This window comes from Gymnodinialimonas ceratoperidinii, from assembly GCF_019297855.1.
Classification (GTDB): domain Bacteria; phylum Pseudomonadota; class Alphaproteobacteria; order Rhodobacterales; family Rhodobacteraceae; genus Gymnodinialimonas; species Gymnodinialimonas ceratoperidinii.
This window is the reverse complement of record NZ_CP079194.1, coordinates 1,324,400-1,339,312: the sequence shown is the minus strand read 5'-3', so window position 1 is coordinate 1,339,312 and position 14,913 is coordinate 1,324,400. Positions and strand designations below refer to the sequence as shown.

The 14,913-nt window shown below is 61.0% G+C and carries 15 protein-coding genes; 2 read left to right on the top strand and 13 right to left on the bottom strand.

The genetic code is table 11. The features are described from left to right. Positions 1–36: 36 nt before the first annotated feature. The 12 genes from KYE46_RS06540 to KYE46_RS06485 form a co-directional block, all read right to left on the bottom strand. Positions 37–684, bottom strand: a complete 648-nt coding sequence (locus KYE46_RS06540; protein WP_219004311.1) for an alpha/beta fold hydrolase — start codon at positions 682–684, stop codon at positions 37–39. 22 nt (positions 685–706) lie between these two features. After that, positions 707–1,675, bottom strand: coding sequence for a cupin domain-containing protein (locus KYE46_RS06535; RefSeq protein WP_219004310.1), 969 nt, complete (start codon positions 1,673–1,675; stop codon positions 707–709). Between the two features lie 134 nt (positions 1,676–1,809). Further along, a complete protein-coding gene (locus KYE46_RS06530; RefSeq protein ID WP_219005039.1) occupies positions 1,810–2,799 on the bottom strand; it encodes a nuclear transport factor 2 family protein in 990 nt (329 codons plus the stop codon). Between the two features lie 8 nt (positions 2,800–2,807). Then, a complete protein-coding gene (locus KYE46_RS06525) occupies positions 2,808–3,842 on the bottom strand; it encodes a LacI family DNA-binding transcriptional regulator (protein WP_219004309.1) in 1,035 nt (344 codons plus the stop codon). Between the two features lie 13 nt (positions 3,843–3,855). Then, positions 3,856–4,620, bottom strand: a complete 765-nt coding sequence (locus tag KYE46_RS06520) for an SDR family NAD(P)-dependent oxidoreductase (RefSeq protein ID WP_219004308.1) — start codon at positions 4,618–4,620, stop codon at positions 3,856–3,858. After that, a complete protein-coding gene (locus KYE46_RS06515) occupies positions 4,620–5,684 on the bottom strand; it encodes an ester cyclase (RefSeq protein WP_219005038.1) in 1,065 nt (354 codons plus the stop codon). Before KYE46_RS06515 ends, KYE46_RS06520 begins: the two co-directional genes overlap by 1 nt. Positions 5,685–5,689: 5 nt before the next feature. Then, complete coding sequence (gene hisD, locus KYE46_RS06510; protein ID WP_219004306.1) at positions 5,690–7,000, bottom strand: histidinol dehydrogenase; 1,311 nt, start codon at positions 6,998–7,000, stop codon at positions 5,690–5,692. An 11-nt stretch (positions 7,001–7,011) separates the two neighbouring features. Next, the gene (locus tag KYE46_RS06505; protein ID WP_219004304.1) at positions 7,012–7,542 is read right to left on the bottom strand and encodes an ester cyclase; all 531 of its coding nucleotides are present in this window, start codon (positions 7,540–7,542) and stop codon (positions 7,012–7,014) included. 4 nt (positions 7,543–7,546) lie between these two features. Beyond that, entirely contained in the window at positions 7,547–8,428 is an 882-nt protein-coding gene (locus tag KYE46_RS06500; RefSeq protein WP_219004302.1) for a carbohydrate ABC transporter permease, read from the bottom strand. Positions 8,429–8,442: 14 nt separating this feature from the next. After that, on the bottom strand, positions 8,443–9,477 hold the full coding sequence (locus KYE46_RS06495; protein WP_219004300.1) for a carbohydrate ABC transporter permease: 1,035 nt from the start codon (positions 9,475–9,477) through the stop codon (positions 8,443–8,445). A 64-nt stretch (positions 9,478–9,541) separates the two neighbouring features. Beyond that, complete coding sequence (locus KYE46_RS06490) at positions 9,542–10,798, bottom strand: extracellular solute-binding protein (protein ID WP_219004298.1); 1,257 nt, start codon at positions 10,796–10,798, stop codon at positions 9,542–9,544. Positions 10,799–10,893: 95 nt separating this feature from the next. Further along, positions 10,894–11,943: an ABC transporter ATP-binding protein gene (locus tag KYE46_RS06485; RefSeq protein WP_219004296.1), complete on the bottom strand. Its 1,050-nt coding sequence runs from the start codon at positions 11,941–11,943 to the stop codon at positions 10,894–10,896. A gap of 91 nt (positions 11,944–12,034) precedes the next feature. On the opposite strand from KYE46_RS06485, the gene KYE46_RS06480 reads away from it, so the two are divergent. Together KYE46_RS06480 and KYE46_RS06475 are read left to right on the top strand one after the other, a co-directional pair. Continuing rightward, the gene (locus KYE46_RS06480) at positions 12,035–12,964 is read left to right on the top strand and encodes a LysR family transcriptional regulator (protein ID WP_219004294.1); all 930 of its coding nucleotides are present in this window, start codon (positions 12,035–12,037) and stop codon (positions 12,962–12,964) included. Between the two features lie 208 nt (positions 12,965–13,172). Further along, positions 13,173–14,147, top strand: a complete 975-nt coding sequence (locus tag KYE46_RS06475) for an ester cyclase (RefSeq protein ID WP_428845087.1) — start codon at positions 13,173–13,175, stop codon at positions 14,145–14,147. 127 nt (positions 14,148–14,274) lie between these two features. On the opposite strand, the gene KYE46_RS06470 is transcribed toward KYE46_RS06475, so the two are convergent. Continuing rightward, entirely contained in the window at positions 14,275–14,913 is a 639-nt protein-coding gene (locus KYE46_RS06470) for a DsbA family oxidoreductase (RefSeq protein WP_219004290.1), read from the bottom strand.

Genomic DNA, 14,913 nt, shown 5'->3' with positions numbered 1-14,913 from the left:
CAGCCAGCGCTCAAGCGCCGCATTGGTCTCGTTCGGCTATTCCAAGGTCGGCATGTGCCCCGCATCCTCGACGATCGCGAGTGTCGCGCCCGTCAGCAGACCGGCCATCAATTCGTGCCGCGCTACGGGGCAGAGTACGTCATGCCGACCGCAAAGGACCAAAGCCGGTCCGTCGAAGCCACGCAGCGTCTCGCTCTGATCCGGGCGGTCGCGAAGGGCGATGGATTGCCGGATGAAGACCTCTGGCCCGAGATCCAGCGCCATTTCCATGCAAAGATCGAGCAACGCCGGCTTGCCCGGTCCATCCGCAAGGTAATTCGGCATCATCTCGTCGCGCATGACCTCGGCCATGCGGCCCGAGCGGGCCTTGTCGATCTGCGGGCCGCGCCGGGCCTTGACGGCGTCGGCCTCGGCCAAAGGGTTGGTGTCAAGCAGTGCGATGCGTTCGATGCGCCCCGGCGCTTGCCGCAGCACCTCCATCGCGACGATCCCGCCCATCGACAGGCCCGCCAGGGCAAAGCGTTCCGGCGCCCCGGCCAGCACCGAGGCGGCCAGCGCTTCAACGCTGTCCGCGCCCGAGATCGGCGCGTGGTGCACGGCACGCCCTCCCGAGAAATGCGCGGTCTGCGGCCCGAAGAGCCGCGCGTCGCACATCATGCCGGGCAGAAGAACGAGCGGCGTCATCGTGTGGACCTCCCTTTGCGCTTCACTGTCCCGACCAGCTTGGCCCCGCCGGATCGTCGGTGCCGACAATGTGGTAAAGCGCCGCTTCGCCGGTCATCGAAGGCACGGCGGAATGGGCAAGCCCCTCGGGCACCGACATGGTGTCGCCGGGCGCAAGCGTCGTCGCCCCGCCGTCCCAGTCCACGCGCCAATGGCCCTTGACGGGCATCAGGACGGAAGGGCGATCGTGGCTGTGTTTGGCCTCGGTCGCCGAGCCGCGGGTGATGAAATCGACCTCAAAGCCGGGTTTGTCCTTGAGCAGACCCGTTTCGCCGATCACCTTGCAGGGCTTCCTGTCCGCCAGCGCGACCATGTCCCAGTAGCGGGCGACGTGATTGGGCAGCACATCGGCGGTCGTGGGCTCCGGGCGTTTGGCCAGTTCTTCGTCCGTCATCACCGGCATCGGTTTGACCCCCTCGGGCAGGCGCTGCTGGCGCTTGGAATCGTAAAGCTTGCCGTCCTCACCCAAGACAAGCCCGTGATCGGCTGCATCCTCGATCACTTGCGGCGCCCACATCACGCCGCCCCCGGCATCGTCACCGCCGAGGACCGCCATGATCATCCCGTAATCGGTGCCGATGTTCTCGAAACCGCGAAAGATGCCGGTCGGGATGTTAAAGATGTCGCCGGGTTCCAGCGTGACCTCTCCGGCATCCCCCCAGCGCCCCCAGAAGAAGCGCCAGCGGCCGGAGAGGACAAAGAACGCCTCGGCGGTGTGGTGGTCATGCAGCGAGTTGCGGCACTTGGGCGGTTGTCCCGCGGCGCCGATGTTGAAGCCGTGCGGGATCGAGATATGCACGTGCTGGTCGGGCGACTCGGACACACCACCGCCGATGATGGTGAAGTTCTCCTTCTGGTCGCTGCCCGGCGTATGGGCATCGATGAAGGCGGTTTTGCAGGGTTGAAGATCGCCATAGCGGACGATGCGTTGTTCGATTTCCTGGGGTGTCATCAGACTGTTCCTGTATTTCGGTTGGGGTCAGAAGGTGAAGGACCCCTGCCCCGGCGGCCGCAGGTTCAGCCGCCGTGCGCGCCTGCTGCCGAGAAAGCCGTGAATGCGGCGCAGAGCTTCGGACGGCGAAGGCATCACACGTCACCCGTCTTCAGAAGGATCTGCTTCCAGATCGCGGTTTCGTCAAACAAGGTCCATTCGCGGCGCAGCTTCGGTTCCCCGCCCACCAATGCCCCGAACTCGGCGTGGCTGATGCCGAGCACATAGACCTCGGCACCCGTCGGCGTACCGAAGGTCCCCCAGCCCTCGTGCTTGCCATGGAGGCTCCAACGGATGGCCGAGCGCGGCGGCATCATCGGGTCTTCGCGTCCAATCTTGTGGTGGATAGTGAACGTGGCATTGGGGAAGGCCGCGCGCAGCCCCATCCAGAACCGGTCGGCGCCGTCAAAACTCAGCGTCTCCAGCCCGCCGGGATAGGAAAGGTTTGCGCCACGGTCGTAGGCTTCCGGGATCACCGTGAAATCCGCGCTCATGATCCGCGTCAGGATGTCTGCGTGACGTTGACCCCATTCGTTGTCGTTTCCGGTGCCCTCGTAGGGGCCTTCCACGTCATTGGAGGGCGTCAGCGGTTCAACACAGGCCTCCGGACCGCCCTCGCGGACGATCAGGTCTCGGGCGAATTCCTTTGGCTCCCAGCCCAGTTGCCGCACGATGGCGCCCTGATCGCGGATCAGCCATTCGTCGTTGATCTGGTTGTCGATGGCGTGACAGTCGGCCAGGATGCGGTAGTGCAATTGCTTGCCCGACGGCGCGCCGTAAACGCCGGGATAGGCATGGGTCGCGGTCGAATGCAGCCGATGCGACGACAGCATTCCCGCCTCGGGCGTGCCGGACCAGATCACGTCTTCGCCAAATAGCGTTCGGTCGGGAAACTCGGCCAGCGTCGCCATGGTTGCGCCGATCACGTCCTGATTGCCGACCACAACGGAGGCAGGCGACCGCACCACGATGTCGGGCGCGTAATAATCATGCAGGGTCGCGATGCCGCGGTCTTCCCATATCTCTTTGGTGATCCCGATGATGTAATCGGGGAAATCGACGAATTTCGGGTCAAAGCCCTTCATCGGAGCGTTCATTTGTCAGTCCATCCTTCTGGAATGCGGGCAGATCCGCGCACGATCAGCGGAGCCTCGACAGCGATGTTTCGGGTTATGGCCGTATCGATGGCTTCGATCTGCTCGAGCAGCGCCCTGACGGTTTCCTCGACCATCTGCTTGGCGCGCTGGCGTACGGTGGTCAGATTATATGATAGCCAGGCCGCCAAGGGCACGTCGTCAAATCCTACGACGGATACCTCACCGGGAATGCTCAGGCTCAATTGGTGCCGGATCACATCCATCGCGATGAAGGCCATGTGGTCGTTGGCGACGAACAGCGCGTCTGGTCGGCGATCCTCTGGAACGTCGAACATGGCGCGCGTGGCCGCCTTCGCCTGTTCGAAATCGAAGTTCCCGACCTCACGCGCGAACAGGGCGCGGTTCGCCAATTTCAGACCCTCAAGGAAACCCGCCTCGCGGTCGCGTTGCGTGGAGGCGCCTTCCCAGCCAGCAATGTAGGCAATCCGTCTGTGATCGCCGGCCAAAAGAAACTCGGCAACCGCTTTGCCGCCAGCAAAATTTTCGGATGTAACGGCGGCAATACCCTTGCGGTCTTCACGGCGATTGAACTGCACGACAGGCACGCCGGCGTTCTGACAGCGCCGTGCGATGTCAGAAGACATCGCAACCGAAGCAAAGACGATCCCGTCAACCTGGTAGTCGAGCATCTCGTCAACTACGTCATCGATCTTGCCGTGCTTCTGCGAGGTGAGGAAGATCAGGACATGGTAGCCTTCCTGCTGCAGAGCGTTCGACAGCTTTTCCAGCGCTTGCGGATAGAACTGATTTTCCAGATACGCGACCACCAGACCGATGATCCGGCTCTTGCCTGACACGATTGCCCGGGCGAGGACGTTGGGGCGGTAGCCCAGCTCTTTGGCGGCCTTTCGCACCCTATCTACGGTTTTCTTTGAAGCCGAGGCGCCGGGGGTAAAGACCCGGCTGACTGCCGACTGGCTGACACCGGCCAGCCGAGCTACGTCGAGCGAAGTGATCCTGGTTTCGGTCATGCCTCACCCACCATCAATCCGCCGTCCAACCGCCGTCCACCATCAGCGCCGTGCCGGTGATCAGCGCCGCCGCGTCGGATGCAAGGAAGACGGCCGCGCCCATGACATCTTCAACCTCACCGATACGCCCAAGCTTGATCTTTTCCTCGACCCAGGCGCGGCGCTCGGGTCGATCAAAGGTCTGTTTGGTCAATGGCGTGACGACGAACGTGGGGCAGATCGTATTGACGCGGATACCGAGGGGCCCCCACTCGATCGCCATCGACTTGGTGAAGCCCTCGACGGCGTGCTTGGTGGCGGCATAGACGGCGCGGTCAACCCCGCCGACCTTTGCCATCTGGCTGGATATGTTGATCAGCGAGCCGGGCTTGCCCGCGTCGGCCAAACCCTTGGCGACGGTGCGGGTCAGGAAATAGGCGCCCTTCACGTTGAGGTCGCTCACCGCGTCGAAATCGGACTCCGTCGTTTCCAACGCGGGGGAGTGACGTGCCAACCCGGCGGAATTGATGAGAATGTCAAAGGGGCCGTGCGCGGCCACGGCGCGTTCCATCTCCGCAATGTCAGAGACGTCGAGCGACAGCACCGTGGCCGCGTGGCCAGAAGCGATCAGCGCGTCGGCCAACGCGGACAGCTTGCTGGCCGACCGAGCTGCCAACACCACTTCTGCGCCGGCCTCTGCCAGTGCCACGGCACAGGCCAGCCCGATGCCAGAAGAGGCGCCGGCGACAAGCGCGCGCTTGCCGTCCAACCGGAACGACGGGGTGCGCGGAAGCTCCATCAGGCGGCTCCAACAGGAAAGGGAATTCGGCCCGGTACGCGCACCTTGTTGAATTCGCGTAGCCGAGCAAAGACGTCGACCCCTAGCTGCCGATAGGCGTCCAGTATGTCGACCATGACCCAGTTCTCGCGGATCTTGCCATTCTCCAACCGCCAGAAATCCAGCGACCGCATCGTGATTTTCTTACCCGAGGGTGCGATCCCCATCCAACCGTCGTGAGTGACCGTCTGGATCATGTTCGGCCAACCGGTGACAGCGGCATAATCGCCATCGCCGAAGAAGTGATAAGTGATTTCGTCCAGGTATTGCCCGCGGTCCGGCATCCCGTTCAGGAAGGGGATCTGGTGCCAGTTGCGAAATCCCGCGATGCCGCGGCCGGTGCCGATGCCGGCGGGGCCGTACCAGTTCATGCGCTCGTGCCAGAAACGCTCCATCTCCATCACTTCCGGCCCACCTTGACTCGGGTGCTTCTTGAGATGGGCCAGCATGTCGATGATGTGCTGCTGCGATGCGCGGGATTTTTCCGCGTCCCACGGTCCCGGCACGATCCCGTCCAGTGTTGCCGGACCCGGAATGCAGAACTCCAGCCCGAGGCTGGGCGCCATCGGCCAGGCGTCGGCCTGCATCATCACCTCGGGAATGTCCCAAAGGGTCTGGATTTCGACCACGCGGCCGCCTTCAAGCCGGTAGAACTCGTGGAAGCGCATGTGGGTCAGGTGCCCGGTAGGCGGGATGTCGAGCCAGGGGGCGACAAAGGTACCGAAGTAATGTCCGCCGCAGCCGACCCAGTCGCCGCCATGCTCATCCGGCCCGCCCATGACGATCCAGTCGCGGCGTTCGAGGTCCGGTATGGCCTCGAAGAGCGGCGCATAGCAGGTCTCATAGAAGGCGTCCGGCCCCTCAAAGTCCCCGAAGGGGTGCGGCATGTGGATCTTCGCGTCCGGCGCGAGGACCGAACGCAGTGCAGTGCGGACGCCGTCCGCGTCGAAATCCACCATCGACGCGCGCAGCGGCGCGAGCACGGCCTTGTTCTTCGTGTGAACGTCCATCACGTCGTCTCGCATGTCCGTCACTCGGCCGCCGTGCCATAGGCCACGTTCTTGCCGCCGTAGCGGCGCACACGGATGTTGCATTGCTCGGCGTGGCCCACGAAGCCTTCCAGCATGCAGAGCCGCGAGCCGTATGCGCCGATCGTCGCCGCCGCCTCGTCGGTCGTGATCTTCTGATAGCTGTGGGTTTTCAGGTACTTGCCCACCCAGAGCCCGCCCGTATAGCGCCCGGCCTTCTTGGTCGGCAGCGTGTGGTTGGTGCCAATCACCTTGTCGCCGTTCGCCACGTTGGTACGCGGGCCGAGGAACAAGGCACCGTAGCTGTGCATGTTCTCCAGATACCAGTCGTCGCGATCGGTCATGACCTGCACATGCTCGTAAGCCATGTCATTGGCGACCTGCAGCATTTCTTCGTGCGTGTCGCACAGGATCACGTCGCCATAGTCGCGCCAGCTGGCCGAGGCGGTTTCAGCTGTCGGGAGGAGGTCCAGCAGGCGGTCTATCTCCGCCATCGTCGCCTCGGCCAGTTGGCGCGAGTTGGTGATCAGGCAGGCCGGCGAATTGTAACCGTGTTCTGCCTGACCCAGCAGGTCGGTGGCGCAAAGCTCAGCATCCACCGTGTCATCGGCGATGACCATGGTCTCGGTCGGTCCGGCGAACAGGTCGATGCCGACGCGCCCGTAAAGCTGGCGTTTGGCCTCGGCGACAAAGGCGTTGCCGGGTCCGACCAGCATATGCACCGGGTCGATGGATTCCGTTCCGATGGCCATGGCACCGATGGCCTGAATGCCGCCAAGCGCATAGATCTCATGCGCGCCGCCCAGATGCATGGCGGCAATGACGGCCGGGTTCGGCTCACCCTTGAAGGGTGCAGTCGCAGCAACAATACGGGGCACACCCGCGACCGTTGCCGTTGCCACCGACATATGCGCCGAGGCGACCATCGGGAATTTTCCGGCGGGCACATAGCACCCGACCGACTGCACGGGGATGTTCTTGTGCCCGAGGATCACGCCAGGAAGGGTTTCGACCTCGATATCCTTCATCGAGTCCCGCTGCGACCGGGCAAAATTCATCACCTGGGTCTGCGCGAACTTGATGTCTTCCATATCGCGTGCCGACACCCTGGACATCAGACCTTCGATCTCACCCTGTGTCAGGCGAAAGCTTTCGGGGGCATAATTGTCGAACTTCTGGCTCATCTCGCGGACTGCGGCGTCGCCGCGAGCCTCGATGTCTTTCAGGCCGGCTTCGACGATGCCGCGTACCTTGGTGTCGTCTTCGGCGCGGTCGGTTTCAGGTTTCGATGTCTTGATGCGTTCGATGCTCATCTCAGTGATCCTCAGTTTGCGGGTCTGGGCGGAGTTTTCTCGCCCCGGTCGAAGGCTTCCCAGCCCTCGCCGTTGAAAACGTCATGGCCCAACTGGGCCAGCACATGCGGGAAATCGACCATCACCCAGTTGTCGGTGATCTTGCCGTTCTCGACCTTCCAGAAATCCATGTACCGGATCTGCACCCGCTTGCCGGTGGGCGCGATGCCCATGAAGGTGCCGGAATGGGTAGCCTCCTGCCGCCCGAAGGCGGCGGCCCATTCGCCCATGTAAAGCCGGGCCTCGTCGACGCAGGTCTTGTCGGAGAACGCGGCCTGGAACGGGCGCTGCCAATTATCCTGGAATTCCCTCAGCCCGGTTTTGGTGCCGCAGCCCTGGTTTCCCATCCAGCGGAAGCTTTCGGCAAAGAACTGGCCGATATCGTCGATCCGGTGGTCATTAAGCCCGTCGACCATGCCTTCGATCACCGCGCGGGTCTCCTCGGTCTTGCTCATGTCGGTGTCTTTGCTGAGCACCGCCTGTTCGGGTCTGGAACCTTTCATCGCACTAGCCCTTCACCGCGCCGGCGGTCAGGCCGCTGACGATCTGGCGCTGGAAGAACATGACCAGCACGAAGAGAGGCGCCGTTGCCGAGACAACCGCAGCGACCGCATACATGACGTTTCCTGCCTCTTGCGTAGTGCCAAGGAAGCTGACAACCGCGGGGATCATCGTCTGGTTTTCGGAACTGAGCAGCATCGCAGTCACGGCGAAGTCGTTGTAGGCGAGCAGGAACGAGAACAACCCCGTGGTGATCACTCCGGGCCACATCACCGGAATGATGACGTGCCGGAATGCCTGGAAGCGGGTGCAACCATCCACCATGGCGCTTTCGTCCATGTCCTTGGGGATATTCTTGAAGAATGAGTGCAGCATCCACAGCGTGAACGGCTGATTGATGGCCACAAGCACGATGATCGTGGTGGGTAGAATGCCCCAGACGTTCCACTCGAAGAAGGGCAGAAGATAACCGGAAACCAGCGTGATATGCGGCATTGCCCGGAAGACGAGCGCAAGCATGAGAATCCAGAACGCATAGCGGAAGCCCGACCGCGCAAGCGCATAGCCGCCCAACGTGCCGAAGGTGAGCGAGATGATCACCGTGAAGAAGACCACGATGACGGTGTTCAACACGGCACGCCAGAATTCCTCTTGCACCCATGCACCGTAATAGCCCCGTGTGGTGAAGGCGCCGCCGGTTTCCTGCCGGGTAAACACGCCGTAAAGCGCGTTGGTCCAGTCCGCGCGTGAGAAGAAGTCCGACTGAACCTTGAAGCTGCCCCATAGCGTCCAGAGAAACGGGAACGAGGCTATGAGCAGCCAGAGGACCACGAACGTGATCGAAAAGGCCTTGAGCGCGGTAAAGCGGGATTGTGCTTTGGTTGCCATGTCTTCGGCCCTCCTCAATGCGTCGATTTTCGGGTGAAGTCGCGGTACGTGCGAACTAGGACAGGCGACAGGAGGATCACGACACCGATGATGGTCAGGATCGAAGTTGCACCGGCCGAGCCATAGAGCGGGTTCCCGGCCTCTCGCAGGTCATTGTAGATGATCGTGCTGAGCGACTGGGCATAAGCTCCCGCCTGGAAGCTGATGATGGGCTCGAAGACACGGAAGTTATCCATCAGCTGAATGAGAGTGATGAAGACCACGAGCGGCATCAGGTGCGGCACGACCACGTGACGCATGCGCTGCCATTTGGAAGCGCCGTCTATCTGCGCCGCTTCCAGCGTGTCCTCGGGTACGGTTTGAAGCCCGGCGTAGAAGACGATGAAGCTGAAGGGGATCGAAGACCAAATCCCGTAGACGATCAGCATGATCCACATCAGCGTCCGCGAGGCCCTGATACTGAGCGACGGATCGTTGAACAAATTCTGGATCGTCGCTCCGATTATCCCCTCGGCATCGACCATCCAAAGCAGGATGAGCGAGCCCACGACCGGCGGCACCATCATTGGCAGCAGTGACATGAAGATCGTCATCCCCTTGAACATTCGGGGCAAATTGTTGACCCCCACTGCGATAGCGAGACCAAGCATCAGGACGAAGGGTGTGACGACAAAGGTATATGTAAGCGTGAAAGTCAGTGCCCGGTAAAAGGGCAAGCTCATCACTCGGTTCCAGAATTCGCCGATAGTATCGGTCGTGGCCCATGCCTCGGCAAGTTCACCGAAGGCAAGGTGGGATCGGTTTGTGTAGGTGCCCAATCCGTTGAAGCGGCCAAGCGGAGCTTCTTCGCGGAGTGCCTCTGTCGCCTCCTGATCGACCGCGACGCCTTCGGTACAGCCGAAGGGGCCGCAGTTCTCCACGGTGACCAGGACCTGTTCATGTTCGACGTGAAGGGATTGGATAAATACGGACACGATCGGCAAAGCGATGAACAGGACCATTGCCGATAAGGTCGGCAAGATGAACCAGAAAAATGTCTTGTGTTTCACGGCGTTGCCCCACGGTTTAATTGGGATTGACGGGGCCATGTCCGGCCCCGCCATCAGACCAGCACTACTGCAAGAAGCCTGCTTCGGTGGCAGTGGTGACATATGCCGCCTCGGCATCGGCCAGCGCCTGTTCGGCGCTCTCGTTGCCCTGCATGAAGTCTGACAATTCAGCGCCGAGCGCATTGTGCAGAAGGTTGATCTGCGGCACCATCGGGTACGGCCGTGCCCCACCCTGCGCGGTCTCATCTACACCGGATGCAGCCGGACCGGGAACGAACCCCTCCACAAGCCAGACGGCATCGTCGTTGTGGGCTTCGACCATTTCCGGAGTGAGGGCACTTGCCAGGGCCGCGAAGGTGGCTTCAGCTTCAGCATCCGGCACGTTGGCCGCATTGGTGAAGCCGTCCCACCAGAGCGTCGCACCGGGCACGCCGATACCTTCGACGATGGGGGCCGAGGAGAGAACAGTGTTCTCGGTCACGCCTTCAACAGCACCTTCTGCATCGAGGATCACGGCCCCGCGGGATCCCCACATGATGCCGAGCGCGGCCTGACCTGCCTCCCAGGTGGCCTGGGTCTCGTTCGAAGCCTGGCTCAGGTGATCGGGATGCGCATATTCGGCAAGCCTGGCCATCATTTCCAGCGTAGCAATACCGGCCTCGCTGTTGATTGCCGGGTTAGCGGTCCCCGGCTCAAAGAACTCGCCGCCATGGGCAAGATAAATTGTGTTGAACGTCTCGGCGATGTTCCAGCCAACCTGCATGTTCATCACGATCGGATGTTCCATGATCCCGGCGGCGCGGATCGCTTCAGCCGCGGCAAGAACGTCTTCATAGGTGGTCGGAACCTCGTCGATCCCGGCCTCCGCCAGGATGTCGGTGCGGGAATACAGATGCTGCGCGTTAGCCATGAATGCGATGGCCATCACGTTCCCGTCGATCGAGATCTGAAGGTTTGACGGAATGTTATCGCCATAGGCCTCGACCAGATCGTTGAGCGGGCGGACAAGTCCGTCGTTCATCAACTGGGTAAGAGTGGAATTTGCGACGATGACCGAGGTGTACTCCGCGGGGTTCGGCGTCAGCGCCGCGTTCATGATGTCGCGCGCCTCGGTCGTGTGGTTTCGAACGAATTCAGCCGCAGCCGCGCCACAGTTTTCCTCGGCGGTGCCCGCGACGGCGTGAATTGCCGGGAAGTCGCTGGCGAGGATGCGGATCGATTGCCCCTCGGGCCCGCAGTTCACGGCATGGCCATCCGCGAAAGCAGCGCTACCCATCAAGCAAGCCATCGCGCTGGTGATTGCGATCTTCTTGAAGAACATTCTTGTCTCCCTGTTTTCTCTATTGGTTGAGATGTGCATTGCAGGTGCGCATCCCGGAACTGCCCCTTTGATCGGGCCAGATGGTTGGCGGGGCCTCAGGCCCCAATTCGCGCTCCGTCCGAACCGTCAAACAGATGGCAAATCTCGTGAGGCACATGGATCGAGACCATGTCGTCGATCTCGGCCCGGTAGGCCTTTTCGGCCCGGACACTGACCAGCGCGCCGCCGATGCGGACAGTGACCATGGTCGCGTCGCCCAGCAATTCCAGCGTATAAATTGGTGCGTTGATCTGCCCGCCGCTCTCGACAACCGAGGCATCCTCGGCACGGAAGCCCAGTGACATCGCGCCATCCGGCACGGAGAGGCCCGAAATTTCGGTGCGGTCAGCACGGAAGGTCCCGCCTTGGACCTGACCCTCAATCAGGTTCATGGCTGGACTGCCTATGAAACTGGCGACGAAGGTGTTGGCCGGTTTGTCATAGATCTCGGTCGGACTTCCGACCTGCTGGACGATGCCGTTTTTCATCACGACAACTCGGTCGGCCAGCGTCATGGCCTCGATCTGGTCGTGGGTCACGTAGATGGTCGTAACCGCAAGTTCGTGGGACAGGTTCTTGATCTGCGCTCGCGTCGAGACGCGGAGCTTGGCATCCAGGTTCGACAGCGGCTCATCCATCAGGAATACGTTGGGCTGACGCACGATTGCCCGGGCCAGCGCCACCCTCTGCCGCTGACCGCCCGACAGTTCGGCGGGCTTGCGGTGCAGGAACTCGTCAAGTTCGACCATCGCGCTGGCGCGGCGCACCTTTTCGTCATGTGTCGAAGGATCGACGCCGCGGACCTTCAATGGAAAGCGGATGTTCTCGTAGACATTCATGTTCGGGTAGAGCGCATAGGACTGGAACACCATCGCCACATCTCGATCCTTCGGCTCGAGGTTGTTGACGACCTTTCCGTCGATGGTGATCTCCCCATCCGTGGGGTCTTCCAGACCCGCAATCATCCGCATCGTCGTCGTCTTGCCACAGCCCGACGGGCCCAGCAGAACCAGGAACTCTCGATCTGCGATCGTCAGATCGAAGTTGTCGACACCTACGAAGCTGCCCCACCGTTTGCAGATATTACGAAGTCTGATCTCAGCCATACGGCGCCTCCCGAGTGTGGCTCTTCACGCTTTGCATGCGCTTGCAAGGAGGCTAGACGAAAAGAAATATTCAGTATAATGAAAAAGATCTATGGCAGATATAAACAACATTAATTTGAGATTGATCGACACGACCGTCCTGTTGATCTTCCTCGGCCTCATGCGTCATCGCAAAGCAACGGACGTTGCCCGCGAGATGGGATTGACCCAACCGGCGGTCAGCCATGCCCTGAAGCGTCTTCGCACGCTCTATGACGATCCGCTCTTTCTGCGCCGCGCGCATGGGTTGGAACCAACATCGCTGGCGCATGAGCTGGAACCCAGGATTCGCAGAATTGTACGGCTGCTTTCAGAGACCCTCGAAGATCCGGAAGAATTCGATCCGCGTTCCACGGCGACCGATCTCAGGATCGGGGCATTCGATTACGAACTGACGACAGTGATACCGAAGCTTGTTATCGAAATGCGCACTCTCAGCCCGAACATCGATGTCCATGCCTACCCTCTGGTCTATAGTGAGGCCCTTGACGCGCTTGTGCAGGGACGGCTCGACCTTGCCATTGGATATTTTGATATCCCACCACGAAACGACGCGACATTTGTCGTCGAGGACCTCTATTCGGAGAACTACGTTCTGGCTGGCCGTCGCGGCCACCCCCTGTTGACCGCAAACCCGACACTCGAGGACATGGCGCAGGCAGACCACTTGCTTGTGTCTCCTCACGGTCTGATCCGAAACCGGGTCGACGAAGTACTCCGAATGCAAGGCTTCAAGAGAAACATCCGCACGATTGTGCCGTCGCTCTTTTCGGCGCTCTCGATCATCGAGAACTCGGATCTTGTCATGACCCTGCCCGAGCGTGTCGCCCAAAGAAACGAGCAACGTTTTGAAATCACCTACAAGCCGTTGCCAATAAAGGTCGGCGAGTTTCAGTTGCATGCGGTTCGACATGCGCGTGATGCCAACAGTCCACTTCACTCATGGCTGCTGGAAAACCTGCGTCGCATCGTGTCCCGCTAGATGTTCGGAGTTGCGACCGGAGCGGCCCTTTTCGACCGCCTGATCATGACAACAGGCACCCGACAAATGGCGCCACCTTGACAGATTTCACCAAGCTCGCTGCGGGAGATTTGCTGGACATACAAGTGTCAGATTGACAAGTACGCATGCTGTGAACAGGCGACAGACTCAGGGTGCAGCTGTGAATTTTCAGAAAGAAAAACGAGCAATTCTAGACCTTTATGCTGCGTTGGACGGTGCTGCCCCGGATCGAATCGGATCGGTTCTTTCAGAGGCAATGGCACCCGACACGCTATGGCGCGGCTTCCATCCATTTGGCGAATTGGTCGGGCCGGACGCTGTGGCAGAGCAATTCTGGGCACCCCTGCGCCATTCGCTGACGCGGCTGCAACGGCGGCAAGATATCTTCTTTGCCGGGCACAACGAATTGGACGGGTTTGCCGGCACTTGGGTGGTGTCGATGGGCCATTTGATGGGCCTCTTCGACCGGGCCTGGCTGGGTATCCCGCCCACCGGCAAGATGGCCTTTCTGCGTTACTGCGAATTCAACAAGGTCGAGAATGGCCGCATCGTCGAAGCCGCGATGTATTTCGACATTCCCCACCTGATGATGCAGGCCGGGCTCGATCCTTTCCCGCCGCAAACCGCTGCGCATCTGGTCCAGCCCGGCCCGCTGACCCATGATGGATTGCTCTTCCGGGACGCGCCGGAGGCCGAGGGTCCGGCCACGCTCGCCGCGATCAATGCCATGATCGGCGATCTGGGAACCTGGCAATCGGGCCTACCGCTTGAAGAGGAACTCGCCCAGACCTGGCACGACGACATGATCTGGTGGGGCCCCGCAGGGATCGGTGCGACCTACACGATCAAGCGCTATGCCAAGCAGCACTCGGGCCCATTTCGCGCGGCCTTCAGCGACCGTTCCAAGACCCGCCACCTCGCCCGCGTCGCCGAAGGTCACTACGGAGGCTTCTTCGGCTGGCCCAATTTCACTGCCCGGCATACAGGCGGCTTCATGGGGATGCCTGGCTCGGACAAGCCCGGAGAGATGCGGGTAATCGACATTTATCGCCGCGAGGGCGACAAGCTGGCGGAGAATTGGATCTTCATCGACCTGCTGCATTTCTGGAAGACACAGGGCGTCGACATTCTGAAACGCACAGTCGAGATTGCAGACGTATGAGCGTTGATACCTGACGCCTCATGGGATCAACACGGTCGCGCCCGACAGGCCCGAAAATCCGCACCAATGGTGTCGCGATAAGGGTCGAGGAGTCTTTCGACCCGGTCGCTGTGATCGATGATCTCGATCATGCCGCCGATCCTTTCAGCTGGTTCAGGATATTGGCGTAAGTCTCTTCGCCCTGCGCGCCGGTCACGAGATGCTGGCGGTTGAAGATCATTGCAGGCACACCGGTGATGCCGCGCGACGACCAGAACCGCTCGTTCTCACGAACGGAGTCGGCGCGCTCGCCACTGTCCAGCATGGCAAAGGCAGCGTCGCGAGCAAGTCCGATGCTGGCGGCAACATCGGCGAGGACAGCCACGTTGTTGAGATCCTCGCGCCGGGTGAAGAAGGCAGCGAACAGCGCCAGTTTCATGTCATGGGCGCGATCCTGATCTTTGGCCCAGTCGATCAGCTGATGGGCGCGGAAGGTATTCACCATCCGCATGTCGTCGGCATAGTTGAATGTGAACCCGAGCGCCGCGCCCATCTCGGTCAGGCGCGCCCGCGCCTTGATTGAGCCTTCCAGCGTGGTGCCGTATTTCGCGGCCAGATGGTCACGCAGGTTCTCGCCTTCGGCCGCCATCTGCGGGTTCAATTCGAACGGGTGCCAATGCACGTCAAGATCAGTGCCGGTCTCTTGCGCCGCCTTGGCCAGCTGGTGATATCCGATCACGCACCAGGGACAGACAACATCCGAGACGATATCCACACGAACAGCCAT

What these genes read in the sequence shown, in the direction of transcription:
- KYE46_RS06540 (WP_219004311.1), bottom strand. Translation starts at nt 684, where the DNA reads ATGACGCCGCTCGTTCTTCTGCCCGGCATGATGTGCGACGCGCGGCTC.
- KYE46_RS06535 (WP_219004310.1), bottom strand. Translation starts at nt 1,675, where the DNA reads ATGACACCCCAGGAAATCGAACAACGCATCGTCCGCTATGGCGATCTT.
- KYE46_RS06530 (WP_219005039.1), bottom strand. Translation starts at nt 2,799, where the DNA reads ATGAAGGGCTTTGACCCGAAATTCGTCGATTTCCCCGATTACATCATC.
- KYE46_RS06525 (WP_219004309.1), bottom strand. Translation starts at nt 3,842, where the DNA reads ATGACCGAAACCAGGATCACTTCGCTCGACGTAGCTCGGCTGGCCGGT.
- KYE46_RS06520 (WP_219004308.1), bottom strand. Translation starts at nt 4,620, where the DNA reads ATGGAGCTTCCGCGCACCCCGTCGTTCCGGTTGGACGGCAAGCGCGCG.
- KYE46_RS06515 (WP_219005038.1), bottom strand. Translation starts at nt 5,684, where the DNA reads ATGCGAGACGACGTGATGGACGTTCACACGAAGAACAAGGCCGTGCTC.
- hisD (WP_219004306.1), bottom strand. Translation starts at nt 7,000, where the DNA reads ATGAGCATCGAACGCATCAAGACATCGAAACCTGAAACCGACCGCGCC.
- KYE46_RS06505 (WP_219004304.1), bottom strand. Translation starts at nt 7,542, where the DNA reads ATGAAAGGTTCCAGACCCGAACAGGCGGTGCTCAGCAAAGACACCGAC.
- KYE46_RS06500 (WP_219004302.1), bottom strand. Translation starts at nt 8,428, where the DNA reads ATGGCAACCAAAGCACAATCCCGCTTTACCGCGCTCAAGGCCTTTTCG.
- KYE46_RS06490 (WP_219004298.1), bottom strand. Translation starts at nt 10,798, where the DNA reads ATGTTCTTCAAGAAGATCGCAATCACCAGCGCGATGGCTTGCTTGATG.
- KYE46_RS06485 (WP_219004296.1), bottom strand. Translation starts at nt 11,943, where the DNA reads ATGGCTGAGATCAGACTTCGTAATATCTGCAAACGGTGGGGCAGCTTC.
- KYE46_RS06480 (WP_219004294.1), top strand. Translation starts at nt 12,035, where the DNA reads ATGGCAGATATAAACAACATTAATTTGAGATTGATCGACACGACCGTC.
- KYE46_RS06470 (WP_219004290.1), bottom strand. Translation starts at nt 14,913, where the DNA reads ATGGCTGTTCGTGTGGATATCGTCTCGGATGTTGTCTGTCCCTGGTGC.